Here is a 25,545-nt window from a genome sequence, read left to right as displayed (position 1 = left end):
TCAGATGGCGTCAGTGAAAAAAAATAAACGCATTACCATCAGTGACATCGCCACGCTGGCCGGGGTGTCGAAATCGACCGCCAGCCTGGTGCTGAACGGCCGCAGCAAGGAATACCGGGTGTCCGACGACACCCGCGATCGCATTCTGGCGCTGGCGCACGAACACCATTATCAGCCCAGCATCCACGCCCGCTCTTTGCGCTCCAACCGCAGCCACACGCTGGGGCTGGTGGTACCGGAGATGACCAACTACGGCTTTGCGGTGATCTCACGCGAGCTGGAAACGCTGTGCCGCGAAGCCGGTCTGCAGCTGTTGATCGCCTGCACCGATGAAAACCCGGCGCAGGAGATGATGGCGGTGAACAGTCTGGTGCAACGGCAGGTCGACGGCCTGATCGTCGCCTCCAGCCAGCTGAACGACGCGGAATACCAGAAGATCAACGTCGGGCTGCCGGTGGTGCAGATGGACCGCCTGATCGCCGGTTCCGAGCTGCCGCTGGTGATCACCGATTCGGTTAATGCGACCGCCGACCTGGTGGAAAAGGTCGCGCGCCAACATCCGGATGAGATCTATTTTCTCGGCGGGCAGCCGCGCATTTCACCGACCCGCGATCGGCTGGCCGGCTTCCAGCTTGGCCTGGAGCGCGCCGGCGTAACGTGCAAACCGGAATGGATCATCAACGGCAGCTACCACCCCAGCTCAGGTTACGAGATGTTCGCTCAGCTGTGCGCACAGCTGGGGCGTCCGCCCAAAGCGCTGTTCACCGCCGCCTGTGGCCTGCTGGAAGGGGTGTTGCGTTATCTGACGCAGCATCAGCTGATGGAGAGCGACATCCACCTGTGCAGCTTCGACGATCACTACCTGTTCGATTGCATGACGCTGAAGATAGACACGGTCGCGCAAGACTGCCGGGCGCTGGCGCAGCATAGCTTCGACCAGGTTACCGCTCTCATCGACGAGCGGCCGCTGGAACAGCATGCGCTTTATCTGCCGGGCCGCATCCACTGGCGTCATGCCGGTTCCCGGGCGTTGTTGGCCGGGGAGTGATATTTCTGAATCAATAAAAAAGGGCGCCTGAGCGCCCTTTATCGTTTTGCTGCCGCTACTTGGCGGCGCCTTCCATGCCCACCAGCCCCACTTTCAGGTAGCCGGCTTTACGCAGGGTGTCCATCACGCTCATCAGCGTTTCATAGTCCACGCTCTTGTCCGCCTGGAAGAAGATGGTGGTTTCTTTGTTCGCCTGAGTGCGTTGATCCAGCACCGAAGTCAGCTGATCGGCATTCACCGGCTGATCGCCAACGTAGAGCTGCTTGTCGGCCTTCACCGACAGGAACACCGGTTTTTCCGGCCGCGGCTGCGGTTTGGCGGAAGAAGCCGGTAGATCGACGCGAATATCTACCGTTGCCAACGGCGCTGCCACCATAAAGATGATCAACAGCACCAACATGACGTCGATAAACGGCGTCACGTTGATTTCATGCAGTTCGCCGCTGTCGTCCAGATCTTCATTTAAGCGCATCGCCATGACTCACCCCGCCCGCAGTTGGTGTGCGTGCTGTGAGCGCTTGGCTTCCGCCGTCGCGGCCAGATCCAGATCGCGGCCCTGCAGCAGCAAGACCTGCGCCGCCACGTCGCCCACCTGGGCGCGATGGCCGCTGATGACGCGGGCGAAGATGTTGTAGATAACGACGGCTGGGATCGCCGCCACCAGGCCCATCGCAGTCGCCAGCAGCGCCTCTGCGATGCCCGGCGCCACGACCGCCAGGTTGGTGGTCTGCGAATGGGCGATGCCGATAAAGCTGTTCATGATGCCCCACACGGTACCGAACAGGCCGACGAACGGCGAGATGGCGCCGATGGTGGCCAGGAAGCCGTTGCCGCGGCCCATGTTGCGGCTGTAGGCCGCCACGCGGCGCTCGAGGCGGAAACCGGTGCGTTCCTTGATGCCATTGTTGTCGTTGGATTCCGCAGACAGCTCCAGCTCATTTTGCGCATCGTTCAGCAACACCGCGCTGACGCTCTCCGGGGAGAAGTTTTGCGCCAGCTCGGAGGCTTCATCCAGCGAGCGCGCTTCGGCCAGCGTCAGCTGCTCGCGGCGCAGACGGCGCTTGGCGCGCAGCAGTTCGCTGCCTTTGGCGAACAGAATGGTCCAGGTCACGATCGAGGCCAGCACCAGGCCGATCATCACCGCTTTCACCACCGCGTCGGCGTGCTGGTACATGCCCCAAATGGACAGGTCCATGCCGCGGGTTTCCGGTGGCTGGATCGTTGGCGCCGGGTTCACCGGCGTGATGCTCTCCGGCGCGGCGGCTGCAGCAGGTGCAGGCGCGGTGGTCGGCGCAACGCTTTCGGTAACGGCCGGATTGGCCGCCGGCGCTGCCTGCGCACTGCCGGCCAGCCCCACGACCAGCACCATAGAAGCCATCAGGCTGCGGCCGAAGGCCTTGCCCCACTGCGCCCGGCCCTGGCCGAACGATCCTTGATTTAAATTCTTGCCAGCCGTTTTCACGCTGTGCCTCCACCCATTACCGATCAAAATTAAGGAATAATTCAGCGTGCGATCATATCAAACCAACCGGGGATTGATAGTAGTTCTCATTATTATTTACCAAATAAACGAGAAAATTTTAGCCAGCCCCGCCGCAAAGCGCCAATCCGCGCCCGTTCACCGCCAAACGCCCCTTTTATGGGGTTATTTCGTTACTTTTCTCCCACAACGGCGCAACAAGGCCGCGCTGCCGAACGGCGTCTTGACCGAGGAATGGGCTTCTCTCTCGCCCCCCGGCAGAAGGATGAGGCGAGAAAGGCGTGCTCGGCAGCCAATTATAGCCGTTTCTGTATCTGGAAGTTAAAACGTCTGGATGGCTATATTAACTCATGCTAACGTAAGGGCTATCGTAAACGGGCACGTGCAGAGCAACCAGAGGTGAGCCAGGTACCATGACGTCAAAACACATCGAAACCACGCTGATCGGCGCCGGCCGCGGCAAACGCTACACCCAGGGCTCCGTCAATCCCGTCACGCAACGCGCCTCTTCTTTGGTTTTCGACTCCGTCGCCGCCAAAAAGCATGCCACCGCGCAGCGCGCCCACGGCGAGCTGTTTTACGGCCGACGCGGCACGCTGACCCACTTTGCCCTGCAGGATGCGATGGTGGAGCTGGAGGGCGGCGCCGGCTGCGTGCTGTACCCCTGCGGCGCAGCGGCGGTGGCCAATGCGATCCTGTCGTTCGTCGGCGCCGGCGATCACCTGCTGGTCACGGGTTCGGCGTACGAACCGACCCAGGATTTCTGCACCCATATCCTCGGCCGCATGAACGTCAGCACCACCTATTTCGATCCGCTGATCGGCGCCGACATCGCCACGCTGATCCAACCCAATACCCGCGTGGTGTTCCTGGAATCCCCCGGCTCCATCACCCTGGAAGTGCAGGACATTCCGGCGATGGTGCAGGCCATTCGCGCCGTGGCGCCGGAGGTGGTGATCATGATCGACAATACCTGGGCGGCGGGCGTGCTGTTCAAGGCGTTGGATTTCGACATCGACATTTCGATTCAGGCCGGCACCAAATACCTGATCGGCCATTCCGATTACATGCTCGGCACCGCCGTCGCCAACGCGCGCTGTTGGGATCGGCTGCGCGAGTACTCCTACCTGATGGGGCAAATGGTGGATGCCGACACCGCCTACATGGCGAGCCGCGGCCTGCGCACCCTGAGCGTACGCCTGAAGCAGCACGAACGCAGCAGCATCGAAGTCGCCCACTGGCTGGCGGCACGGCCGGAAGTGGCGACGGTCAATCACCCGGCCCTGCCCAGCTGCAAGGGCCACGAGTTCTACCGCCGCGACTTCAGCGGCTGCAACGGGCTGTTCTCCTTCGTGCTGAAAGAGCGGTTGGACGATGCGCAGTTGGCCGCCTACCTGGACAACTTCAGCCACTTCAGCATGGCCTACTCCTGGGGCGGCTTCGAGTCGCTGATCCTGGCCAACCAGCCGGAAGAGCTGGAAGCGATCCGTCCGGCGGGCGGCGTCGATTTCTCCGGCACGCTGGTGCGCCTGCACATCGGCCTGGAGAACGTCGAAGACCTGATCGCCGATCTGGCGGCCGGTTTCGATCGCCTCAACGGCGTGCGCTAAGGCGGATTCCGCTAATTTTCTTCGTCTCGTTTAATGTCGGCTTAAGCTATTAGCGGTACACTATCCGGGTAACTGTCAGATACGGTAACCGCCGCACCCTGGAGAACGTGACCCCGGGCGCAACCGGCATGCAACAGGACATAAAATGGATGTATTACGAGAGATTATTCATGCGCTTTGGCAGCAGGACTTTATTGCCCTCGCCGATCCAAGCGTAATTTGGGTGGTTTACGCCGTACTTTTCACCACTCTGTTTTTGGAAAACGGACTGCTGCCCGCCTCCTTCCTCCCCGGCGACAGCCTGCTGCTGCTGTCGGGTGCGCTGATCGCCAAAGGCGTGATGGGCTTTGCCCCCACCCTGCTGATTTTGACCGCTGCCGCCGGCCTCGGCTGCTGGCTGAGCTATATCCAGGGCCGCTGGCTGGGCCACACCGGCCTGGTGAAGGGCTGGTTGCTGCAGCTGCCGGCGCAATATCACCAACGCGCGCATAACCTGTTCAACCGCCACGGGCTGACGGCGCTGCTGATCGGCCGCTTCCTCGGCTTCGTGCGCACGCTGCTGCCGACCATGGCCGGCATTTCCGGGCTCAACAGCTCACGCTTCCAGGTGTTCAACTGGCTGAGCGCGGCGATCTGGGTTTGTGCGCTGGTGGGCCTTGGCTACGCTTTCAGCCAAATTCCGCTGGTGAAGCGCTACGAAAGCCAGGTGATGACAGGCCTGATGCTGCTGCCGCTGCTGCTGCTGTTCGTCGGCCTGCTGGGCGCCATGCTGGTCATTTGGCGTAAAAAGCGCGCCTCCTCCTGAGCCCGGCGCGCTACAGCGCCTTCTCGACCAACGCCAGACTGGCGGGCAACTTGCTCACTAGCGTATCCACCGCCAGCCGCACCTTCAGCGGCAGGTGAGGCGTGTGCGGCCACACCGCATGCGCTTCAAAGGCGGCGCCCGGCCGGTCGCGCAGCAAGCGCACCAGCGCCCCGCTCAACAGCTGCTCACGCACCAGCCAGCACGGCAGCCAGGCAATGCCGAACCCCGCCGTCGCCGCATCAGCAATCGCCTGCAGATCATCCATTTGCAGCCGGTTAGTCGGCATCACTTCCTGCGGCTTGCCGTCGCTATCCAATACCAACCAGCTGCGCCGCGCACCGGCGCGCATATAGGTCACCGCCTCATGCTGCGCCAGCTGTTCGATGCTGTGCGGCTCGCCGCACCGCTGCAGATAGGCCGGCGAGGCGCACAGCGTCATGCGATGATCGCCGATGCGGCGCGCCACCAGCCCGCCGCTGTTGGCCAGCGTGCCGTTGCGGATCGCCATGTCGAAGCCGTCCTCAATCAGATCCACCACCCGATCGTTGAACGACAGCTCCAGCTCCAGGCCCGGGTGCTCGCGCGTCAGCTCGGTCAACAGCGGCGCAATGCACATGCGGCCAAACAGCACCGGCATCGATACCCGCAGCCGGCCGCTGACCTGTCGCTTGCCCGACTCCAGCAGCGTTTCCGCACTGCGGATCTCCTCCAGCGCTCGCAGGCAGCGCTCATAGAATAACGCGCCGTCGTCGGTCAGGCTCTGGCTGCGGGTAGTGCGATGAAACAGCCGCACGCCCAGCCGCTGTTCCAGCCGGGCGATGGTTTTCCCCACCGCCGAACGCGACAGGTGCAGCCGGCTGGCCGCCAACGCAAAACTGCCCGCCTCCACGGCGGTGACGAATACCGAAATGCCGCTCAATCGATCGCTCATGATTTGTCGCCCTGAAAGAAACAATCTTCGGAAATCTTATCGCCACTGGCGAACCTCCATCAACGATATTATCGACCGGTCGTTAATCGCTGACTTTGGAGAACATCATGACCGACACGATGCAACGCTGGACGATGGACGCCCTGGGACGTGAACACCTGCGGTTGACCGCCGACGCGATCCCGCAGCCGGGGCCACACGAAATCAGAGTGAAAGTGAAAGCGGTAGCGCTCAACTACCGCGACAAGCTGATGATCGAAAACGGCATGGGGCTGACGCTGCCGCAGCCGTTCACCCCCGCCTCGGACATGGCCGGCGAGGTCGACGCTATCGGCCCCGGCGTCAGCCGTTTCCAACCCGGCGCCAGGGTCATCTCTACCTTCAGCCCCGGCTGGCTCGACGGCCGGCAAAAACCGTACGGCAATGCGCGCCAGGTGCCTTACCACACCCTCGGCGGCTTCTATCAGGGCGTGCTGGCGGAATATGTGATTTTGCATGAGGACTGGCTGGTGGCGGCGCCGGCGTCGCTGGACGACGTGCAGGCCAGCACCCTGCCGTGCGCCGGGCTAACCGCCTGGTTTGCGCTGGTGGAGCAAGGCAAGCTGCATGCCGGCGAGACGGTGCTGGTGCAAGGCACCGGCGGGGTGGCGCTGTTCGCGCTGCAGATCGCCAAAGCGCACGGCGCCGAGGTATATGTGACCTCCGGCAGCGATGAAAAGCTGGCGCGTGCCCAGGCGCTGGGCGCCAGTCACGGCATCAACCGGCTGAACGGCGATTGGGTGGAAGCAATTTATGCGCTGACGCAGGATCGCGGCATCGACCATGTGATCGACACCGTCGGCGGCCCGAATCTGGGCAACTCGGTACGCGCCGTGGCGGTGGGCGGCCGCATCTCGGTGATCGGCGTGCTGGCGGGCGCCGAGATTTCCGCCTCCGCCGGCCTGCTGCTGCTGAAATCGGCGGAGATCCAGGGCATCGGCGTCGGCCACCGCCGCGCGCTGGAAGATCTGGTGCGCGCCGTGGACGCCGTCAACCTGCAGCCGGTGATCGACCAGGTCTACCGTTTCGATCAGCTGCCGCAGGCGTTGGATCACCTCGATCGCGGGCCGTTCGGCAAGATCGTCCTGACCCCGTAAACGCGGTTCAGCCCTCCAGCAGCAGCGGGTTGGCGTCGCGCAGCCGGGCGATTTCATCGCTCGGCGTCATGCCGAACAGGCGCTTGAATTCACGGCTGAACTGCGACGCGCTCTCATAGCCGACGCGGATCGCCGCCGTGCTGGCCTTCAGGCCGTCATGCACCATCAACAGGCGCGCCTTATGCAGCCGGTACGACTTCACGTATTGCAGCGGCGAGGTGTTGGTCACCGCCTTGAAGTTGTGGTGGAACGCCGAGACGCTCATGTTGACCTCGCTGGCCAACTGTTCGACGTTGAGGTTGTCGGCATATTGATTTTCTATGCGCCGCAGCGCCTTGGCGATCTGGCTGAAGTGGGTATGGCGGTTGACCAGCTCCTGCAGCGACGCGCCGCAGGTGCCGCGCAGCACGTAGTAAAGGATTTCGCGCACGATCTGCGGCCCCAGCACCCGGGCATCGAGCGGCTTGGCCATCACGTCCAGCAGGCGTTCGGTGGCGCACAGCAGCTCTTCCGTCAGCTCGGCCAGGTTCACCCCGTTGCTCTCCGCCCGCGGTTGCATCAGGTAGTCGTCGTCGCCGATGTCGATCAGCAAGTCCTGCAGCATTTGGGTATCGATATTGACCGCCAACCCAACCAGCGGCAGTTCCGGGCTGGCGAAGGTTTCGCACTCGAACGGCAGCGGCACCGTCATCAGCAGGTAGTTGCGCGGATCGTACTGGAACATCTTGTTGCCGCAATAGCCCACCTTGTGCCCCTGAAAGACGATCACGATCCCCGGCTCGTACATCACCGGTTGGCGCGGGCTGTGGCGATCGACATACAGGATCTTGACCCGCGGCACCGGTGACGGCGTGTAGCCGTTGCCGGTGGCGATAGCCATCGCCTGGCGCGCCATGCGGCTGCGCTGCGCATCGATTTCAATCACGGAAACACCCTCTTACAGTCAGAACGATTCGGCATAAATAATAATTTAAAACTCGCCATTTCTACAGCGACTTGTAGGAATAGGCAAGAACCAAACAGGAATGTGCATTGTGCGTTGCCGCCAGGTTCCTGACAATACGGGCCAGAAACCTTTGCGCCACGTTGGCGCCCGCCTGACAGAAAGAGAGAAATCATCCATGCAAAACTTCATTCTGCATACCCCAACCAAAATCCTGTTCGGCAAGGACCAAATTGCCGAAGTGGCCGGCCAGATCCCGGCGGACGCACGCATCCTGATCACCTACGGTGGCGGCAGCGTGAAGAAGAACGGCGTGCTGGATCAGGTGTACAGCGCGCTGGCCGGCCGCGACGTGCGGGAGTTCTCCGGCATCGAGCCGAACCCGACCTACGAAACGCTGATGAAAGCGGTCGAGGTGGTGAAGGCGGAAAACATCGATTTCCTGCTGGCGGTCGGCGGTGGTTCGGTGGTTGACGGCACCAAGTTCATCGCCGCCGCCGCCCGTTACACCGCCGACGGCGACGCCTGGCATATCCTGCAGACCGTCGGCAGCCACATCGCCGACGCGGTGCCGATGGGCTGCGTGCTGACGCTGCCGGCCACCGGTTCCGAATCCAACAGCGGCGCGGTGATCACCCGTAAAAGCAGCGGCGACAAGCAGCACTTTTTCTCGCCGCTGGTGCAGCCGCGCTTCGCCGTACTGGATCCGGTGGTGACCTACTCGCTGCCGCCGCGCCAGATCGCCAACGGCGTGGTCGACGCCTTCGTGCACACCCTGGAGCAATACCTGACCTACCCGGTGGACGCCAAGGTGCAGGATCGCTTCGCCGAAGGCCTGCTGCTGACCCTGCTGGAAGACGGCCCGCGCGCGCTGGCCGAACCGGAAAACTATGGGGTGCGCGCCAACGTGATGTGGAGCGCCACCATGGCGCTGAACGGCCTGATCGGCGCCGGGGTGCCGCAGGACTGGGCGACCCACATGCTGGGCCACGAGCTGACCGCCATGCACGATCTCGACCACGCGCAAACGCTGGCCATCGTACTGCCGGCGCTGCTGCACGAGAAGAAAGCGCAGAAGCGCGAAAAACTGCTGCAGTACGCTGACCGCGTCTGGGGCCTGCGCGAAGGCAGCGAAGACAGCCGCATCGACGGCGCCATCGCCGCCACTCGCGCCTTCTTCGAGCAGATGGGCGTACCGACCCGCATGGCGGATTATCAGCTCGACGGCAGCAGCATTCCGGCGCTGCTCGACAAGCTGCATCAGCACGGCATGACCGCCCTGGGCGAGCATCAGGACATCACCCTGGACGTCAGCCGCCGCATTTACGAAGCGGCGCGTTAATCGCAAAACGGCGATTTTTTGCTAGGCTTTAGTCTCCGCCAGCCATTTTTCGCCGCATCCGGCGCCCGGCCGATCACCGGGTGCCGTCGGGCGCCTCCGCGCGCCGCCGATCGTTTCGCACCACCCGTCTTACCGCTCATTCGCAGGGAGAGCGGGGAGAAAGTCGCCCTCCCGCCACCGCTGAAATTAGGCTGGCAAACCCGGCAACCGCCCATTTTGCCAACTAGAATTTATCTATAGCCGTTTCGGTGCCGCAGGCGCCGCAATCCGTACACAAGGAGATGCGCATGACAACGCAACAACCCATCATCAAACTCCACGATGGTAATCTGATGCCGCAGTTGGGTCTCGGCGTTTGGCAGGCGAGTATTGAAGAGACCACCCGCGCGGTGAGCAAAGCGCTGGAGATCGGTTACCGCTCCATCGACACCGCCGCGATCTACAAGAACGAGGAAGGAGTCGGCGCCGCACTGCAGTCCAGTTCGCTGCCGCGCAGCGAGCTGTTCATCACCACCAAGCTGTGGAACGACGCTCAGGGCGATCCACTGGCGGCGCTGGAAACCAGTTTGGAAAAACTCAGGCTGGACTATGTGGATCTGTACCTGATCCACTGGCCGCGCCCGCAGCAAGATCAATACGTCTCCGCCTGGCGCGAACTGATCAAGCTGCGCGATCAAGGCCTGGTCAAAAGCATCGGCGTATGCAACTTCCATACGCCGCACCTGCAGCGCCTGCTGGATGAAACCAACGTGGCGCCGGTCGTCAACCAGATAGAGCTACACCCGCTGCTGCAACAGCGCCAGCTGCGCGCCTGGAACGCCACGCACCATATCGCCACCGAATCCTGGAGCCCGCTGGCGCAGGGTGGTGAAGGGGTGTTCGACCAGCCGCTGATCAAGGCGCTGGCCGAGAAATACGAGAAAACCCCGGCGCAGATCGTGGTGCGCTGGCACCTGGACAGCGGCCTTATCGTGATCCCGAAATCGGTCACGCCGTCGCGCATCCGCGAAAACTTCGAGGTGTTTGATTTCAAACTCGATAAGGACGAACTGGGCGAGATCGCCAAGCTGGACGTCGGCAACCGCCTCGGGCCGGATCCGGATACCCTGTAACCCCTCCCCAAGCCCTCTCCCGTCGGAGGGGGCTTTTCCTTCCCGCGCATTGCTCCCTTGCGCCGCCTGACGTTATGATGACGACGCCGGAGGCCTCGCCCGCCGGTTAACGCCGTTAAAAAAACAGACAAGCACGGAGCACCATGAAATTCTCTTTCTCACACGGGTTACGGCTGGGCATGCTTTGCGTCATGCTGGTGCTGGCGGGTTGCGCCGGCAAGAAACAGCGCGTCAGCTACGATCGCCACGCTTTCGATAGCGCCATTAAAGACGCCGCCAGCGAATACGGCGTGGACGCCAAGCTGATCACCGCCATGATCCAGGTGGAGTCCGGCTTCAACCCCGCGGCGGTGAGCAAATCCAACGCTATCGGCCTGATGCAGCTGAAAGCCGATACCGCCGGCTGCGATGCCTACCGCTACAAAGGCAAACGCGGTTGCCCGGACGCTGACGACCTGCGGGATCCCGACACCAATATCGATCTCGGCGCCGCCTACCTGGCCACCTTGCAAAAACAGCAGCTTAAAGGGATCACGAACCCTGTTACGCTGCGCTACGCCACCATCATCGCCTACGTCAACGGCACCGGCGCGCTGCTGCGCACCTTCTCCAGCAACCGTCAGCAGGCCATCGCGATGATCAACAACCTGTCGCCGGAAGCCTTTAACTGGCACGTGCGCAAATACCACCCCGCTCCGCAGGCGCCGCGCCATTTGATGAAAGTGGAAGCCGCCTACGATAGTTTGTGATGAGCAAAAGTAAAAAGGAGAACCCCAGGGTTCTCCTTTTTGTTTGCGCACGCGGCGTGGCCGTTACGGCTTGGCTTTGCGAATCGGTTTGCGCGGCGGCCGGTTGGACGGCGTGCGCTGCCGATTGATATCGGTATGCTTGGTCAGCGCCGGCCGGGTATGGCGCTGCAGGCGTTTCGCTTCGCGCTGCTCGTCGATGCTCGGCGCCGGCACCAGACACTCGCGGCGGCTGCCGATCAGGTGCTTCAGCCCCATCTCTTCCAGCGCGGTGCGGATCAGCGCCCAGTTGGCCGGGTCGTGGTAACGCAGCAGCGCCTTATGCAGGCGACGCTGGCGATCGCCGCGCGGCACCACCACGTCTTCGCTCTTGTACCCCACCTTGCTCAGCGGGTTTTTGCCGCTGTAATACATGGTGGTGGAGTTGGCCATCGGCGAGGGATAGAAGTTCTGCACCTGATCGAGGCGGAAACGGTTCTTCTTCAGCCACAGCGCCAGGTTCACCATGTCTTCATCACGAGTGCCCGGGTGCGACGAGATGAAGTACGGGATCAGATACTGTTCTTTGCCCGCCTGCTTCGAATAGTGATCAAACAGCTGCTTGAAGCGATCGTAGCTGCCCATGCCCGGCTTCATCATCTTCGACAGCGGCCCTTCTTCGGTGTGCTCCGGCGCGATCTTCAGGTAGCCGCCGACGTGGTGGGTCGCCAGCTCCTTGATATAACGCGGATCTTCCACCGCCAGATCGTAACGAACCCCGGAAGCGATCAGGATCTTCTTGATGCCCTCCAGCGAACGCGCACGGCGATACAGTTTGATGGTCGGCTCGTGGTTGGTGTCCATGTAGGTGCAAATCTCCGGATACACGCACGAGGCGCGGCGGCAGGTCTGCTCGGCGCGCGGGTTGGTGCAGCGCAGCATATACATGTTGGCGGTCGGGCCGCCGAGATCGGAGATCACGCCGGTAAAGCCCGGCACCTTGTCGCGGATCTCTTCGATTTCGCGAACGATCGAATCTTCCGAACGGCTCTGGATGATGCGCCCTTCGTGCTCGGTGATCGAACAGAACGAGCAGCCGCCGTAGCAACCGCGCATGATGTTCACCGAGAAACGGATCATGTCATAGGCCGGAATGCGATCCTGGCCGTAGGACGGATGCGGCACGCGCTGATAAGGCAGCGCGAAGACGCTGTCCATCTCCGGCGTGGTCAGCGGGATCGCCGGCGGGTTGATCCACACGTAGCGGTCACAGTGTTTCTGCATCAGCGCACGGGCGCAGCCCGGGTTGGTTTCATGGTGCAAAATGCGCGAGGTGTGCGCATACAGCACCTTGTCGCCCTTCACTTTCTCGAAGGACGGCAGCAGCACGTAGGTCTTCTCCCACGGCTTCGGCTTGGCGGCGCGCACGGTGACAGGCTTGGCTTCCGGCTCTTTCGGCTTGGCGCCGTCGGCGCACGGCAGATCGTCGCCGTACGGGTTCGGGATAGCTTCGATGCGGCCCGGCTTGTCGAGACGGGTGGAATCCACGCCGCTCCAGCCCGGCAGCGCTTCTTTGCGCATCACCGCGGTATTGCGAATATCGTGGATGTCGCCGATCTTCTCGCCGGCGGCCAGGCGATGCGCCACTTCCACCAGCGGGCGTTCGCCGTTGCCGTAGATCAGCATGTCGGCTTTGGAATCCACCAGCACCGAGCGGCGCACGGTATCAGACCAGTAATCGTAGTGGGCGATGCGGCGCAGGCTGGCTTCGATGCCGCCCAGCACGATCGGCACGTCTTTGTAGGCTTCTTTACAACGCTGGCTGTAAACCAGGGTAGCGCGATCTGGGCGTTTGCCGCCGACGTTGCCGGCGGTGTAAGCATCGTCGTGGCGCAGTTTGCGATCGGCGGTATAGCGGTTGATCATCGAGTCCATGTTGCCGGCGGTGATGCCGAAGAACAGGTTCGGTTTCCCCAACCGCATGAAATCTTCTTTGTTGCTCCAGTCCGGCTGCGCGATGATGCCGACGCGGAAGCCCTGCGCTTCCAGCATGCGGCCGATGATCGCCATGCCGAAGCTCGGGTGATCGACATAGGCGTCGCCGCTGATGATGATCACGTCGCAGCTGTCCCAGCCCAGTTGATCCATCTCTGCTCGCGACATCGGTAAAAACGGCGCGGTGCCAAAACATTCAGCCCAATAAGGCTTATAGGAAAACAGTTCACGATCGGGTTGGATCAGGCTGGTGGTGCTCATTCTGCTGCTCTTTTTACAGGTTAATTAATCGCCGGGCGGCGATTATACGCACTAGCAGCAAAAAGAGCATGGTTATTTCGCTAACCGTTCACTTCGAATTCATAAACGTCGCTGCGACACAGGATATCGCTGAACTCCAGCGCCTCGCCCTGGGCATTGCGGCTGGTCTGGGTGATGTGCAACAACGGCGCGCCGCACGGCACGTTGAGCAGCTCGGCGACCTCGTCGCTGCAGGACACCGCCTTCAGCAGAAAGTGTTTATCTTCAGGCACGATGCCGCGCGATTGCCATAACGCATACAGCGAATGTTCCAGCTGTCCCGGTTCGGGCAGGAAGCGCGGCGGAATATAGGTGGTTTCCAGCGAGACCGGGCTGCCGTTCAGCAAGCGCAAACGCCGCAGTTTGATCACCTCATCCCCCTCCGCCAGCCCCAGCGCCGCCGCGGCCTTGGCCGGCGCGCCGACCCGGGTGCGCAGCAACCATCGGTTACTGACGCTGCTGCCGTGGCGCAGCGCCTGAGCGGTGAAACCGCTGTCCTTATCAAGGGAATAGCCGATGCGCATCGCCACGCGGGTGCCAACGCCCTGCTGCCGCGAAATCAGCCCCTTCTCCTCCAGCAGCTTCATCGCCTTGCTGACGGTGACGCGCGACAGCCCTAGGCCTTCCGCCATCTGCCGTTCCGGCGGCAAAAACGCCTCCGCCGCCAACACCTGCTGCCTGATTGCGTTTTCTATCGCCGTCGCCAGCTGAATATAACGCGGCGCTACCGCCCCCTGCGCCAGATGGCCACGCAGCCAGGCCATAAAATCCGTCATTCGCCCGCCCTCTTACCTATGCCATTTGTCTGGATTTCGTTTTTTATCCTATCGCCGATCCGGCGATAAGCCCCTCACCTTAACTAAAATATCGCTAATGTTTTCAGAGTGGCATCACAATTTTTGCCTAATGGACTTTCATTGGATCTAGATCGCGCGTAATCTGTGCTTATTGATGTTGATACATCAATCGCACCAACACCAGGGACCCACTTTAAAAACAATAAAAAACCCGCTGCCAGCCCTAAAGGATACCCTTGATGGCCGGTAGCGGGGATATACTGTCAGCACAAACGGCCTAGAATAAGCAACGTAGCTAATGGATAGCTTGCTCACTGCTCATAGCCACATCACAGGATCCCCTTGCGGTGGGCGCAACGGATCGATGTCGGCAAATAGAAACGTTCCCGCTTCGCCAAACCCCGCTGCAGACCCACTCTTTGACTACACTCATTGGCGCCGTGCGGCCGACGTGCCTCACCCGATAAGGCGGATACCGCCCTCATTTTGACAGACCCGGCGGTCTCAGCCGCTACACACTGCGCGGAATCGGCGTCTTCACCGACAACGGAATAGCCGGCGTCAACCGCGCCAACGGAATCGATTTTCAGTCAACTGCAGCGGCCCTCGCGGCCCTGCGCTACAGGGATCATTTGCTATGACCGATTTCAATCGCAATGAAGCATGGAAGGTAGAAAGCACCGGTATCGATCGGGTGCCGGACGCGGAACAGACCGGCAAGCCCATCGAGCTGTTTTGGGTCTGGTCGGCGGCCAATATCGGCATTCTCGGCGTGGTGTACGGCGCCATTATCGTCGGCTTCGGCTTATCCTTCCTGCAATCGGTACTCGCCGCGCTACTCGGCGTCGCCAGCTTCGTGCTGGTCGGCCTCACCAGCTTCGCCGGCAAGCGCGGGCGCACCTCTACGCTGACGCTCTCGCGGGTGATTTTCGGCCTGAAGGGCAACGTGGCGCCCACCCTGTTCAGTTGGATCAACCTGATGGGCTGGGAAGCGGTCAATGTGATCACCGGCACCCTGACGCTGGCGGCGCTGTTCGAGGCCTTCGGGTTGGGTAGCAGCCACCTGCTGACCGCGCTCAGCCTGCTGCTGTTCGGCGGACTCACTGTCGTCGTCAGCCTGCTGGGGCAAAATACCGTGGTCTGGATGCAAAGCTGGTTCAGCCGCATCTTCGGCACCATGACGCTGATCGTGGTGCTCTATATCCTGTTCAACACCGAGTGGAGCCAGGTGCTGGCGCTGCCTTCCGGCAGCTGGTTGACCGGCTTCCTGCCGGCGGTATCGGTGATCGCCGCCGGCACCGGCATCAGCTGGGCGATTGCCGGCGCCGATTACAGCCGCTATCAAAGCCCGAGCTCGTCGAGCAAAAGCATTTTCGCCGCGGTAATGGGCGGCGCCTGTTTGCCGCTGATGCTGCTGATGCTGGCCGGCATCCTGCTTTCCGTGCAGCTGCCCGATCTGGCCAGCGCCGCCAACCCCATCGCGCTGATAGGCTCCGTGCTGCCCGCCTGGATGGCGATCCCTTATCTGCTGGCCGCCACCGCCGGCATCGTCACCATCGCGGTGCTCAGCCTGTATTCCGCCAGCCTTAACCTGCTGACCATCGGCGTGCAGGTCAAACAGTGGCTGGCGGTGTCGATCGACGCGGCCGTAGTGCTGGGCATCGCCCTGTATGTGTTGTTCATCTCCGGCGATTTCATGGGGCCGTTCATCTCCTTCCTGGTGTTCTGCGGCGTCTTCCTGGCGGCCTGGGAGGCGATTTTCCTGCTCGATTACCTGTGCCTGCGCCGCCGCCACGGGTATGATGGCAACGCTTTGTACGGCCTGCATGGCCAGAACCGCGGCGTGCGCAAAGCCCCGCTGTTCTGCTGGTTCCTCGGCGCCCTGTGCGGCCTGCTGGTCACCAAAACCGGTTTTATCGACGGCCCGCTGGCCAAAGGCTTGTTCGCCGATTCCAGCCTGGGGCTGTTTGTGTCGTTCGCGGTGAGTCTGATCGCTTACGGTCTGTACCTGACCCAACGCAGAGAACATCAATGAGTGAGTGGGAAGCTGTAACACCTGTCCTGGTTATTGGGGGCGCGGTCGGCGATCTGGTGATGACGCTGCCGCGCCTGCCGACCAGCGGCGAAGATATCGAAGCCCAGCCGCAGGCGCGGCAAATCGGCGGCTGCGCGTTCAACGTGGCGCGCGCGCTGGTGCGCCTGGAAACGCCGGTGATTAACGGCATGCCGGTTGGCAACGGCGAATGGGGCGCGGCTGCCGAAGCCGCCATGGGCGAGCTGGGGCTGGAGGTGCTGTTGCGCCACGGCCAGATGGACAACGGCTGGTGCCTGGCGCTGGTGGAGCCGGACGGCGAACGCACCTTCATCACGGTTTCCGGCTGCGAAAGCCAATGGAATAAAGCGCAGCTGGCGACGCTGCCGCTGACGGAGCACACCCTGATCTACGCCAGCGGCTACGAGCTGGCGGGCGAAAGCGGCGAAGCGCTGCGCGAGTGGCTGACGCGCATGCCGTTCGACCAACCGCGCCTGATCGATCCCGGCCCGCGCATCGCTCAGCTCAGTGAAGATTTCTTCGCCATGCTCAGCGACAGCCACACCCTATTGACGCTCAACCGCGACGAAGTGGCCGCGCTGTGCGGCGCCGGCGACGCCGTGGAGGCCGCGCAGCGCTATGCCGCCGCCCGTAATCTGACGCTGATCTGCCGCCTGGATCGCGACGGCGCATGGATCTGCGACGGCCTCACGCCGCCGCTGCACGTTCCCGCCTATCCGGTAGACGTCGTCGATACCATCGGCGCGGGCGATGCCCACTGCGCCGGTTTACTGACGGGCCTGTCCGCCGGCTGGCCGCTGCCGCAGGCGGTCGATCTGGCCAACCGGGTCGCTGCTTGCGTGGTGGCCAGCCTCGGGGCCGCCAATCCGCCGGACTGGCAGCAGTTGCAACAGCGCTTCCCGCAGGCCTGACGTTTCAGGGCGCAGCCAGGCTGCGCCCCCTGCCTTACTGCGCCGCCACCGCGCTCTCATGCGGCGAGTGGCGGTAGTTGAAGCTCAACGCGAACACGATCCCCAGCACCAGCGTATACAGCGCAAACACCAGCCAGATGCTCTGCCAGTCTTTCACGCCGTCATGGCTGAAGAAGTCCACCACCTCGCCGCTGGCGAGCGCCCCGAGATAGGCGCCCAACCCGTTCACCATGGTCATGAACAGCCCCTGCGCGCTGGCGCGGATGCGGTGATCGGCCTCTTTCTCGACGAAGATGGCGCCGGAGATATTAAAGAAGTCGAACGCACAACCGTAGACGATCATCGACAGCAGCAGCAGAACGAAACCAAAGCCGACCGGCGTGCCGTACGCCAGGAACAGGAAACGCAGCGTCCAGGCCGCCATGCTGATCAGCATCACCTGCTTGATACCGTAACGGCGCAGGAAGAAGGGAATGGTGAGGATAAAGAACACTTCAGAGATCTGCGACAGCGACAGCAGCACCGCCGGATACCGGACGCTGAGGCTGTCCTGATACAGCGGATTGAGCGACAGATCGTGCAGGAACGGGTTGCCGAAGGTATTGGTTATCTGCAGCGCCGCCCCAAGCAACATGGCGAACAGGAAAAACAGCGCCATGCGCCGCTGGCGGAACAGCACCAGCGCATCCAGCCCCAGCACGCTCACCCAGCTCTTTGACTCGGCCGCGCGGTTGGTCGGGCAGCGCGGCAGCGTCAGCGAATAGGCGGACAGCAGCAGCGACGCCGCAGAAGCCAGGTACAGCTGCAGATTGCTGAGCTCGATTTGGCTAAAGCCGACCAGCCACATCGCCAGAATGAACCCCACCGTGCCGTACACCCGCACCGGCGGAAAGTCCTTCACCGTGTCAAAGCCGTGCTTCTCGAGGCAAAAATAGGAAATGGCGTTGGAGAGCGCGATGGTCGGCATATAGACCATGGCGTTGAACAGCATCACCCAGAACATCAGCATCGGTTGCTCGACCTGCGCCGCGCAGTACAGCGCCAGTGCCCCGAGCAGGTGGCAAAGCGCATACAGAGAGTTGGCCTTCATCCACCGATCGGCAATGATGCCCGCCAGCCCCGGCATGATCAGCGCAGCGATGCCTTTGGCGCTGTAAACCATCCCCACCTGCATGCCGCTGAAATGCAGCGTGTTGATCATGTATGAGCCCAGCGTGACCAGCCAGGCACCCCAGATAAAGAACTGCAGGAAAATCATGACCTTCAATCGTGTTTTTATCGCCATCGCCATCACCTTGTTATTATGCTTTCAACGATGATTGATGCGGCAGGCCCCCTGCAGCCCGCCGCCGGTTTGCTTGCGCTATTACAGCGTTTTGAACAGCTCGCGGATCAGGCGCATGAAATCGTCCGCCGCCAGCGCCGCGCAGCTGAGCGTTTGTTCATGGGAGAGCGGCGTATCCGACAGCCCTTCGGCGTAGTTGGTCATCGCGGACACCACCAGCACCTTGAGGCCGCAGTGGCGCGCCGTCAGGACTTCCGGCACGATCGACATCCCCACCACGTCGCAGCCCAGGGTCTGCATCATGCGGATCTCCGCCGGCGTTTCGAAATTCGGCCCGGTGTAAGCGGCGAATACCCCTTCCGCCAGCGGAATGCCCGCGCTTTCGGCCACCGCCGCCAGCTGGGCGCGCAGATCGCGATCGTAGGCGTTCGCCAGGCTGAAGAAGCGCGGCCCGAAGCGCTCGTCGTTGGCGCCGACCAGCGGCGATTCCGGCATGAAATTGATGTGATCGGTAATGGCCACCAGGCTGCCCGGCGCCACCGAGCGGCGCAGCGAACCGGCGGCGTTGGTCGCCAGCAGGAATTCGCAGCCCAGCAGTTTGAAGGTGCGCACTGCGGTGGTCATCACCTGCATGCCGCGCCCTTCATAGAAATGACCGCGCCCTTTCATGCACAATACCGGTACGCCCTCCAGCTTGCCGGCGACCAGCTGCCCGGCATGGCCGGCGACGCCGCTCACCGGAAAGCCCGGCAGCTCTGCGTAGTCGATGGTGACGGTTTCGGTCATCACCTCCGCCAGGGCGCCGAGCCCGGAGCCGAGAATCAAGGCCGCTTTCGGCTGGAAATCCGGCAGGCGTGCGCGGACGACATCGGCGCAGGTAAAAGCATCTTCTTGATTAAACATCGTATTCTCTCTTTCAGCGGGGGATAATAATCCCCATAGTAGAGAGCGAGGCTCAGCCGAGACCAATACATTCTTGGCGGCCGATTTATTCCATTTACCTATAAGTTGAGCTGCGTCACAAGGAGACGATATCCCGGATGAATCAGCCCCATGCCCTGCCCGATCCCGGCCGGATTAACTTCCGCCTGCTGCACTATTTCCGCGTGGTGGCGGAAGAGATGAACTTCACCCAGGCGGCTCGGCGGCTGAATATGTCACAGCCGCCGCTCAGCAAGCACATCAAGGAGTTGGAGAGCCAGCTCGGCGTGGTGCTGTTCAAACGCACCACCCGCTCCATGACGCTGACGCCGGCCGGCCGCACGCTGCTGCGCAACGTCGAGCGGCTGCTGGATCAGGCCGACAGCGCGCTGCATCAGGTGCAACAGATGGGGCGCGGCGAAGGCGGCCACATGGTGGTCGGCATGGTCGGCACCTCGGCCTGGGGCGGCCTGATCGCGGCGCTGCGGCGGTTCAGCGAGCAAAGCGCCGGCGTCACCTGGTCGTTGAACGAGCTGACGCCCAGCCAGCAAATCGCCGCGCTGCAAAAGCGGCATATCGATATCGGGGTCTGGCGAGAGGCGCAGCAGCAGACGCTGCCGGGGTTGACCTGCCAACGGTTGGCGAGCGAAAGCATCGCCGTGGTGCTGCCGCTCGATCATCCGCTGGCGCAGCAGGAAAACATCCCGCTGGCGGCGCTGCAGAACGATAGCTTCATCGTGCTGCCGCCGCATGAGGCCAGCCTGGGGCTGTATCTGCACAATCTGTGTCTGCAGCAGGGATTCTTGCCGGACGTCGCTTATCAGGTCAACGAGCCGCAAACCCTGCTGGCGCTGGTGGCGGAAGGCTGCGGCATTACGCTGCTGCCGGACAGCTACGGCCGCATTCCGTGGCCCGGCGTCCGCTTTTGCTCGCTGCAACAGGCGCCGCCGGCGGATCTGTATGCGGTTTACCGCGCCGACAGCGTCACACCGGTGGTGCAGGCCTTTCTGGAGATGCTGCGGGCGCCGTAAGCGGCCCGCAGCGCAGATTACATCGTCGGCTGCACCATCAGCTGGCCGGCGGTGCCGCGATCGGCCATTTCCAGCGTCTGGCTGTAATACAGGAACGGGAAGTGTTCGGAGGTAGGTTGGTTGAAATACACCAGCAGCTCGACGTCGCCATCGACCCAGACGGTGTCCTTCCAGCCACGATCTTCCGCCATCGGCTGCGCGCCGTTGACGCGTTTGATCAGGAACTGCACGCCCTGAATATGGAACGACTGCGGCGTATCCGCATGAATGTTCCAGCGTTCCCAGGTGCCTTGCTGCGCCTGCACGTCGATGCGGTTCATATCCCAAATCGCGCCGTTGATGCCAACGCCGCCGTCGCCCAGGCGGAAATCGCGGGTGCGGCTGGCGCTGCCGTCCAACAGCTGATCCGCCAGCAGGCGCATCGGCAGGTTGTCGGTCACCAGCGGCAGCAGGCCGGTCGGGCGCAGCGTCAGCACCTGGGTGGACACCAGAATGCTCGACGGCTCGAACAGGCCGCGAAGGCGATCCATGATGCCCGCCGCTTCACCGGCGGTGATGGTCACCTCGTCGCCCTTCGACATGTCGATCAGCACTTCCCGGCGTTCGCCCGGCGCCAGCGACAGCTGCTGCACCGCGACCGGCGCGGGCAGGAAGCCCTGATCGCTGGCGATCACGTTGAATGAGCGCCCGTCGCTGAGCTGCAGGGTATAGCGGCGCGCGTTAGAGGCGTTAAGCAGGCGCAAACGCACCCAGCCGCGCGACACTTCGACATACGGGTTTTGCACGCCGTTAACCAACAGCGTATCGCCGACGAAGCCTCCCTGCGACGGCGCATCGTATTGCGGCGTGCCGAAGTTATCGAAGCGCTTGTCCTGAATGATCAGCGGGAAATCGTCGACGCCGTAGTGGTTGGGCAGCGGCAGCGCTTTGCTGACGGCATCTTCCACCAGCCACAGCCCGGCCAGCCCGTTGTAAACGTGCGGCGCCATGCGGTTCGGCGTGTTGGCGTGGTACCAGCAGGTGGCCGCCGCCTGACGAATAGGCAGCACCGGCGACCAGTCGACGTTCGGCGACATCATGCGCGGCGCGCCGCCCATCAGCGTGCCCGGCACCTGCAGCCCGCTGACGGTCATCGCCACCGGCTCCTGCAGGCGGTTGCTGTAGATCAGCTTGACGTCGTCGCCGCTGTAAACCCGCACCGTCGGCCCCAAATACATGCCGTTGACGCCCCACACCGCCGCTTTGCGGTTATCCATAAACGCCCAGTGGGCGCGCTGCAGGGTCAGGAACAGCGGCTGACCGCGGCGAGACTCCAGCAGCGGCGGAATGGGTAATGGGGTCTGCGTTCCGCTCGCCTCTGCCCTCAGCGGCACGGCGCTCGCGCACAGCGCCAGGCCCGATGCCTGTAAAAACTGACGTCGACTGAGTGACATATTTTCTCCATGAAAAGCAATAACTAAACCGTGTGCAAAACCCAAACGCCCGCCAATCAAGATTAGCAGGCGCTCAGGCGTTAACGGCGCTGAACGCCAATTAAAAACGTATTCTTTGAAGCCGGTAGACTCTTATTTTTTGGCGGCGTTGCGCTGGGCGACTTCGGCGTCCAATTCGGCGATCTTCGCCTCCATCAGCTCGCGGCAATGGGCCGCCAGCTCGCGCACGTTTTCTTTGCCGTATTTGCTGGTATCCACCGGCGCCAACATCTCGACGATCACATGACCGTTATTCCAGCGATTAAGATTTATATTACCGCTGGTGGTCGATACGCAGATCGGCACAATCGGCACGCCGGCGGCGATAGCCGCGTGAAACGCGCCGGTTTTAAACGGCATCAGCCCGCGACCGCGGCTGCGGGTCCCTTCCGGGAACATCCAGATCGAAATGTCTTTCTTTTTGAACTGCTCCGCCACCTGGGCGATGGTGCCGTGCGCCTTGGCGCGATTATCACGATCTATCAGCAGATTACCGGTCAGCCAATACAGCGGGCCGAAAAACGGGATCCACACCAGACTTTTTTTACCGACGGTCACGGTGCGCGGCTGCACGATATTCGAGGCCGTCACCATGTCGTAGTTATTTTGGTGGTTGGCGATATAGATGCAGTTGCCGTTGTTGGCCGCATCGGCCGGCACGCGGGTTTCAACCTTGATGCCGAACAGCGTCGACAGGCGGCCGAAAAGGTGGCCGAAGGTCGCCACATGGCGGGGATTGCGCGGGCTGAACAAGCAATAAACAGAACCGAAAATACACACCAGAATACAGAAAAGAGTGGCGAGAACGGCACGCAAAATCAATAACATAACAACCTCATTAGCACACTGCCAACGCAGTTTACTTCGCTGCGCAGATTCCTTTACTCATTATTTGCCGGCCAGGCGATAAGCACGCCGATGTCGCCTGCCTTTCTCGCTATTTTCCCGCCAGCCGGCAATACGCACAATAATTTTATGCGCAGAAATGTTAACTATTTGGAAAATAAACGCCAGCAAAAATAAATAGGGCGGCCACAGCATGCTGCGACCGCCCGTTAACGCTAGCGCCAACGCTTACTCTTCGCTGTCGCCGCCCGACGCCCGCACCGGCGCATCCACTTCAACGCGATCGATACGCTGCAGGCCGCGCGGCAGCTGGGTGCCCTTGCGACCGCGCTCTGCACGGAACTTCTGCAGATCTTCCGGCCGCAGCGTCAGCTTGCGTTTGCCGACGTGCAGCGTGACGGACGCCTGCGGCGGCAGCACGAACAGCCAGGCCAGCTTGTCTTCACCGGCCGCCGCCTGGGCTGCCGGAATGGAGACGATCTTGTTGCCTTTGCCCTTCGACAGCTGCGGCAGATCGGCAACCGGGAACATCAGCATGCGCCCGGCGGCGGTGATCGACAGCAGCATGTCGTCTGCGCCGTGGATCTCCATCGGCGGCAGCGCCCTGGCGTTGTCCGGCAGCGTGATCATCACCTTGCCGGCGCGGTTGCGCGCCACCAGATCGTTGAAGGTGCAAACGAAGCCGTAACCGGCATCGGACGCCATCAGCAGCTTCTGATCGTCGGCCGCCATCAGCACCTGCTCAATGGTGGCGCCCGGCGGCGGCGTCAGCTTGCCGGTCAGCGGCTCGCCCTGCCCGCGCGCCGAAGGCAGCGTCATCGGATCGAGCGCGTAGCTGCGCCCGGTGGAGTCGATGAACACCACCGGCTGGTTGCTCTTGCCGCGCGCCGCGCCGCGGAAGCTGTCGCCGGCCTTGTAGCTCAGGCCGGCCGGATCGATGTCGTGGCCCTTGGCGCTGCGCACCCAGCCCATTTCAGACAGCACGATGGTCACCGGCTCGGACGGCACGAAGTCGTGCTCGCTCATCGCCTTGGCTTCCGCACGCTCGGTCAGCGGCGAACGGCGATCGTCGCCGTAGGTCTGCGCGTCGGCCTGGATCTCTTTCTTAATCAGCGTGTTCAGTTTGCGCTCGGACGCCAGCAGCGCCTGCAGCTGATCGCGCTCTTTCGCCAGCTCATCCTGCTCGCCGCGGATCTTGACCTCTTCCAGCTTGGCCAGGTGACGCAGTTTCAGCTCGAGGATCGCTTCCGCCTGGGTGTCGGAGATGCCGAAACGCTGCATCAGCACCGGCTTCGGTTCATCCTCGCTGCGGATGATGTGGATCACCTCGTCGATGTTGAGGAACGCCACCAGCAAACCCTCGAGGATATGCAGGCGTTTCAGCACTTTCTCGAGGCGGTAGTTCAGGCGGCGGCGCACCGTGTCGCGACGGTAGGCCAGCCATTCGGTGAGGATCTCCACCAGCCCTTTGACCTGCGGGCGGTTATCCAGACCGATCATGTTCATGTTGATGCGGTAGCTGCGTTCCAGATCGGTGGTGGCGAACAGGTGGTTCATCACCTGTTCCAGATCGATACGGTTGGAGCGCGGCACGATCACCAGACGCGTTGGGTTTTCGTGGTCGGACTCATCGCGCAAATCTTCGACCATCGGCAGCTTCTTGGCGCGCATCTGGCTGGCGATCTGCTCCAGCACCTTAGCGCCGGACACCTGATGCGGCAAGGCGGTGATCACCGCGCTACCGTCTTCTTTCTTCCACACGGCGCGCATGCGCACCGAGCCGCGGCCGCTCTGGTAAATTTTGCGGATTTCATCGCGCGGGGTGATGATCTCGGCTTCGGTCGGGAAGTCCGGCCCCTGCACGAATTCGAGCAGGTCATCGAGCGAGGCGCCCGGCTTGTCGAGCAGCGCCACCGCCGCCGCCGCGACTTCGCGCACGTTGTGCGGCGGAATGTCGGTCGCCATGCCGACGGCGATGCCGGTGGTGCCGTTCAGCAGGATATTCGGCAGGCGCGCCGGCAACATCTTCGGCTCTTGCAACGTGCCGTCAAAGTTCGGGATCCAGTCGACGGTGCCCTGCCCCAGCTCGGCCAGCAGCACTTCGGCGTATTTGGAAAGGCGCGATTCGGTATAACGCATCGCCGCAAACGACTTGGGATCGTCCGGCGCCCCCCAGTTCCCCTGGCCGTCCACCAGCGGATAGCGGTACGAGAACGGCTGCGCCATCAGCACCATGGCTTCATAACACGCGCTGTCGCCGTGCGGGTGGTATTTACCCAGCACGTCGCCCACGGTACGGGCGGATTTCTTGAATTTGGCGCTGTTGTTCAGCCCCAGCTCAGACATGGCGTAGATGATGCGGCGTTGTACCGGTTTCAAGCCGTCGCCAATGTACGGCAACGCCCGATCCATGATGACGTACATGGAATAGTTCAGATAGGCGTTTTCAGTGAATGTGTGCAGCGGTAAACGCTCTACACCGTCATGAGTCAGATCACTCATTACTCAATTATCCTCAGACCGTGGCTTGGCAATCCCTGGACGACAATAAGGCATCGCTTGTCGATTCTGCCCGCGATAGTAACCCATCTGCGGGGTGGCTGTCACAGTTGGCGCAAGGATCGCCGGCCGAAGGCGCTGTCGCCGGGGCGTTTAGGCAAAATTCCACCGTGATTGTTGATTAAGAATCAACACTGTTGTGCCTGCCGCCACGTTTTTACTTGCCTGGCCAACGATTACACTCTCGTTCAGCAAGCTGTTTTTGCGCACCGCAGCGGAAAACGGCATCTATCTTAACTCTGA

The 25,545-nt window shown here is 62.1% G+C and carries 21 protein-coding genes; 10 read left to right on the top strand and 11 right to left on the bottom strand.

Annotated features, from left to right (window positions below):
• The first annotated feature begins 4 nt into the window (after positions 1-4).
• Entirely contained in the window at positions 5-1,048 is a 1,044-nt protein-coding gene (locus tag ACJ8QI_RS18365; protein ID WP_060422585.1) for a substrate-binding domain-containing protein, read from the top strand.
• 55 nt (positions 1,049-1,103) lie between these two features.
• On the opposite strand, the gene exbD is transcribed toward ACJ8QI_RS18365, so the two are convergent.
• Both exbD and exbB read right to left on the bottom strand, forming a co-directional pair.
• Positions 1,104-1,526, bottom strand: a complete 423-nt coding sequence (exbD, locus tag ACJ8QI_RS18360) for a TonB system transport protein ExbD (RefSeq protein ID WP_004937307.1) — start codon at positions 1,524-1,526, stop codon at positions 1,104-1,106.
• A gap of 3 nt (positions 1,527-1,529) precedes the next feature.
• Positions 1,530-2,510, bottom strand: a complete 981-nt coding sequence (gene exbB / locus ACJ8QI_RS18355; RefSeq protein ID WP_442532916.1) for a tol-pal system-associated acyl-CoA thioesterase — start codon at positions 2,508-2,510, stop codon at positions 1,530-1,532.
• 431 nt (positions 2,511-2,941) lie between these two features.
• Between exbB and metC the strand changes: the two genes are divergently transcribed.
• Positions 2,942-4,138: a cystathionine beta-lyase gene (gene metC, locus ACJ8QI_RS18350; RefSeq protein WP_038879409.1), complete on the top strand. Its 1,197-nt coding sequence runs from the start codon at positions 2,942-2,944 to the stop codon at positions 4,136-4,138.
• A 145-nt stretch (positions 4,139-4,283) separates the two neighbouring features.
• Positions 4,284-4,943 (top strand): DedA family protein, encoded by a 660-nt coding sequence (locus ACJ8QI_RS18345; protein ID WP_038879412.1) that lies wholly within the window; start codon positions 4,284-4,286, stop codon positions 4,941-4,943.
• A 10-nt stretch (positions 4,944-4,953) separates the two neighbouring features.
• Here ACJ8QI_RS18345 and ACJ8QI_RS18340 read toward each other — a convergent pair whose 3' ends face one another.
• The gene (locus ACJ8QI_RS18340; RefSeq protein WP_100395899.1) at positions 4,954-5,874 is read right to left on the bottom strand and encodes a LysR family transcriptional regulator; all 921 of its coding nucleotides are present in this window, start codon (positions 5,872-5,874) and stop codon (positions 4,954-4,956) included.
• A 107-nt stretch (positions 5,875-5,981) separates the two neighbouring features.
• Here ACJ8QI_RS18340 and ACJ8QI_RS18335 point away from each other — a divergent pair, with 107 nt between their 5' ends.
• A complete protein-coding gene (locus ACJ8QI_RS18335) occupies positions 5,982-7,010 on the top strand; it encodes a zinc-dependent alcohol dehydrogenase family protein (protein WP_442532915.1) in 1,029 nt (342 codons plus the stop codon).
• 7 nt (positions 7,011-7,017) lie between these two features.
• Here ACJ8QI_RS18335 and ACJ8QI_RS18330 read toward each other — a convergent pair whose 3' ends face one another.
• Positions 7,018-7,905, bottom strand: coding sequence for an AraC family transcriptional regulator (locus ACJ8QI_RS18330; RefSeq protein ID WP_194243114.1), 888 nt, complete (start codon positions 7,903-7,905; stop codon positions 7,018-7,020).
• Positions 7,906-8,131: 226 nt separating this feature from the next.
• Here ACJ8QI_RS18330 and yqhD point away from each other — a divergent pair, with 226 nt between their 5' ends.
• From yqhD to ACJ8QI_RS18315, 3 genes are all read left to right on the top strand, one after another.
• Positions 8,132-9,295, top strand: coding sequence for an alcohol dehydrogenase (gene yqhD, locus ACJ8QI_RS18325; RefSeq protein ID WP_049196195.1), 1,164 nt, complete (start codon positions 8,132-8,134; stop codon positions 9,293-9,295).
• A 287-nt stretch (positions 9,296-9,582) separates the two neighbouring features.
• Positions 9,583-10,407 carry a 2,5-didehydrogluconate reductase DkgA gene (dkgA, locus tag ACJ8QI_RS18320; protein ID WP_442532914.1) on the top strand — a complete coding sequence of 275 codons (825 nt, stop codon included), beginning with the start codon at positions 9,583-9,585 and terminating at the stop codon, positions 10,405-10,407.
• Between the two features lie 143 nt (positions 10,408-10,550).
• The gene (locus tag ACJ8QI_RS18315; RefSeq protein ID WP_060441017.1) at positions 10,551-11,156 is read left to right on the top strand and encodes a transglycosylase SLT domain-containing protein; all 606 of its coding nucleotides are present in this window, start codon (positions 10,551-10,553) and stop codon (positions 11,154-11,156) included.
• A gap of 63 nt (positions 11,157-11,219) precedes the next feature.
• Here ACJ8QI_RS18315 and ACJ8QI_RS18310 read toward each other — a convergent pair whose 3' ends face one another.
• Positions 11,220-13,388 (bottom strand): YgiQ family radical SAM protein, encoded by a 2,169-nt coding sequence (locus ACJ8QI_RS18310; protein WP_442532913.1) that lies wholly within the window; start codon positions 13,386-13,388, stop codon positions 11,220-11,222.
• A gap of 80 nt (positions 13,389-13,468) precedes the next feature.
• On the bottom strand, positions 13,469-14,203 hold the full coding sequence (locus ACJ8QI_RS18305) for a GntR family transcriptional regulator (protein WP_442532912.1): 735 nt from the start codon (positions 14,201-14,203) through the stop codon (positions 13,469-13,471).
• Positions 14,204-14,861: 658 nt separating this feature from the next.
• Here ACJ8QI_RS18305 and ACJ8QI_RS18300 point away from each other — a divergent pair.
• Both ACJ8QI_RS18300 and ACJ8QI_RS18295 read left to right on the top strand, forming a co-directional pair.
• Complete coding sequence (locus ACJ8QI_RS18300) at positions 14,862-16,259, top strand: purine-cytosine permease family protein (protein ID WP_442532911.1); 1,398 nt, start codon at positions 14,862-14,864, stop codon at positions 16,257-16,259.
• The gene (locus ACJ8QI_RS18295; RefSeq protein WP_442532910.1) at positions 16,256-17,188 is read left to right on the top strand and encodes a PfkB family carbohydrate kinase; all 933 of its coding nucleotides are present in this window, start codon (positions 16,256-16,258) and stop codon (positions 17,186-17,188) included. The genes ACJ8QI_RS18300 and ACJ8QI_RS18295 overlap by 4 nt, the downstream gene beginning before the upstream one ends.
• 34 nt (positions 17,189-17,222) lie before the next feature.
• On the opposite strand, the gene ACJ8QI_RS18290 is transcribed toward ACJ8QI_RS18295, so the two are convergent.
• Both ACJ8QI_RS18290 and xapA read right to left on the bottom strand, forming a co-directional pair.
• Entirely contained in the window at positions 17,223-18,473 is a 1,251-nt protein-coding gene (locus ACJ8QI_RS18290; RefSeq protein ID WP_442532909.1) for a nucleoside permease, read from the bottom strand.
• Positions 18,474-18,554: 81 nt separating this feature from the next.
• Entirely contained in the window at positions 18,555-19,376 is an 822-nt protein-coding gene (gene xapA, locus ACJ8QI_RS18285; protein WP_070915369.1) for a xanthosine phosphorylase, read from the bottom strand.
• Between the two features lie 137 nt (positions 19,377-19,513).
• Between xapA and ACJ8QI_RS18280 the strand changes: the two genes are divergently transcribed.
• Positions 19,514-20,425, top strand: a complete 912-nt coding sequence (locus tag ACJ8QI_RS18280) for a LysR family transcriptional regulator (RefSeq protein ID WP_049198459.1) — start codon at positions 19,514-19,516, stop codon at positions 20,423-20,425.
• Between the two features lie 17 nt (positions 20,426-20,442).
• Here the strand turns inward: ACJ8QI_RS18280 and ftsP are convergent, their stop codons facing one another.
• The 3 genes from ftsP to parC all read right to left on the bottom strand — a co-directional run bounded on the left by ftsP (position 20,443) and on the right by parC (position 25,245).
• On the bottom strand, positions 20,443-21,858 hold the full coding sequence (ftsP, locus tag ACJ8QI_RS18275) for a cell division protein FtsP (RefSeq protein ID WP_442532908.1): 1,416 nt from the start codon (positions 21,856-21,858) through the stop codon (positions 20,443-20,445).
• Positions 21,859-21,990: 132 nt separating this feature from the next.
• Positions 21,991-22,725, bottom strand: a complete 735-nt coding sequence (locus ACJ8QI_RS18270; RefSeq protein WP_004937266.1) for a 1-acylglycerol-3-phosphate O-acyltransferase — start codon at positions 22,723-22,725, stop codon at positions 21,991-21,993.
• A gap of 246 nt (positions 22,726-22,971) precedes the next feature.
• Entirely contained in the window at positions 22,972-25,245 is a 2,274-nt protein-coding gene (gene parC, locus ACJ8QI_RS18265) for a DNA topoisomerase IV subunit A (protein ID WP_025304301.1), read from the bottom strand.
• Between the last annotated feature and the right edge of the window lie 300 nt (positions 25,246-25,545).

Origin of the sequence: Serratia sp. CY84636 (assembly GCF_052166245.1) — a bacterium.
GTDB lineage: Bacteria > Pseudomonadota > Gammaproteobacteria > Enterobacterales > Enterobacteriaceae > Serratia > Serratia nevei.
This window is presented reverse-complemented; position numbering and strand designations above follow the sequence as displayed.

What these genes read in the sequence shown, in the direction of transcription:
- ACJ8QI_RS18365 (WP_060422585.1), top strand. Translation starts at nt 5, where the DNA reads ATGGCGTCAGTGAAAAAAAATAAACGCATTACCATCAGTGACATCGCC.
- exbD (WP_004937307.1), bottom strand. Translation starts at nt 1,526, where the DNA reads ATGGCGATGCGCTTAAATGAAGATCTGGACGACAGCGGCGAACTGCAT.
- metC (WP_038879409.1), top strand. Translation starts at nt 2,942, where the DNA reads ATGACGTCAAAACACATCGAAACCACGCTGATCGGCGCCGGCCGCGGC.
- ACJ8QI_RS18345 (WP_038879412.1), top strand. Translation starts at nt 4,284, where the DNA reads ATGGATGTATTACGAGAGATTATTCATGCGCTTTGGCAGCAGGACTTT.
- ACJ8QI_RS18340 (WP_100395899.1), bottom strand. Translation starts at nt 5,874, where the DNA reads ATGAGCGATCGATTGAGCGGCATTTCGGTATTCGTCACCGCCGTGGAG.
- ACJ8QI_RS18335 (WP_442532915.1), top strand. Translation starts at nt 5,982, where the DNA reads ATGACCGACACGATGCAACGCTGGACGATGGACGCCCTGGGACGTGAA.
- ACJ8QI_RS18330 (WP_194243114.1), bottom strand. Translation starts at nt 7,905, where the DNA reads ATGGCGCGCCAGGCGATGGCTATCGCCACCGGCAACGGCTACACGCCG.
- yqhD (WP_049196195.1), top strand. Translation starts at nt 8,132, where the DNA reads ATGCAAAACTTCATTCTGCATACCCCAACCAAAATCCTGTTCGGCAAG.
- dkgA (WP_442532914.1), top strand. Translation starts at nt 9,583, where the DNA reads ATGACAACGCAACAACCCATCATCAAACTCCACGATGGTAATCTGATG.
- ACJ8QI_RS18315 (WP_060441017.1), top strand. Translation starts at nt 10,551, where the DNA reads ATGAAATTCTCTTTCTCACACGGGTTACGGCTGGGCATGCTTTGCGTC.
- ACJ8QI_RS18310 (WP_442532913.1), bottom strand. Translation starts at nt 13,388, where the DNA reads ATGAGCACCACCAGCCTGATCCAACCCGATCGTGAACTGTTTTCCTAT.
- ACJ8QI_RS18305 (WP_442532912.1), bottom strand. Translation starts at nt 14,203, where the DNA reads ATGACGGATTTTATGGCCTGGCTGCGTGGCCATCTGGCGCAGGGGGCG.
- ACJ8QI_RS18300 (WP_442532911.1), top strand. Translation starts at nt 14,862, where the DNA reads ATGACCGATTTCAATCGCAATGAAGCATGGAAGGTAGAAAGCACCGGT.
- ACJ8QI_RS18295 (WP_442532910.1), top strand. Translation starts at nt 16,256, where the DNA reads ATGAGTGAGTGGGAAGCTGTAACACCTGTCCTGGTTATTGGGGGCGCG.
- ACJ8QI_RS18290 (WP_442532909.1), bottom strand. Translation starts at nt 18,473, where the DNA reads ATGGCGATAAAAACACGATTGAAGGTCATGATTTTCCTGCAGTTCTTT.
- xapA (WP_070915369.1), bottom strand. Translation starts at nt 19,376, where the DNA reads ATGTTTAATCAAGAAGATGCTTTTACCTGCGCCGATGTCGTCCGCGCA.
- ACJ8QI_RS18280 (WP_049198459.1), top strand. Translation starts at nt 19,514, where the DNA reads ATGAATCAGCCCCATGCCCTGCCCGATCCCGGCCGGATTAACTTCCGC.
- ftsP (WP_442532908.1), bottom strand. Translation starts at nt 21,858, where the DNA reads ATGTCACTCAGTCGACGTCAGTTTTTACAGGCATCGGGCCTGGCGCTG.
- ACJ8QI_RS18270 (WP_004937266.1), bottom strand. Translation starts at nt 22,725, where the DNA reads ATGTTATTGATTTTGCGTGCCGTTCTCGCCACTCTTTTCTGTATTCTG.
- parC (WP_025304301.1), bottom strand. Translation starts at nt 25,245, where the DNA reads ATGAGTGATCTGACTCATGACGGTGTAGAGCGTTTACCGCTGCACACA.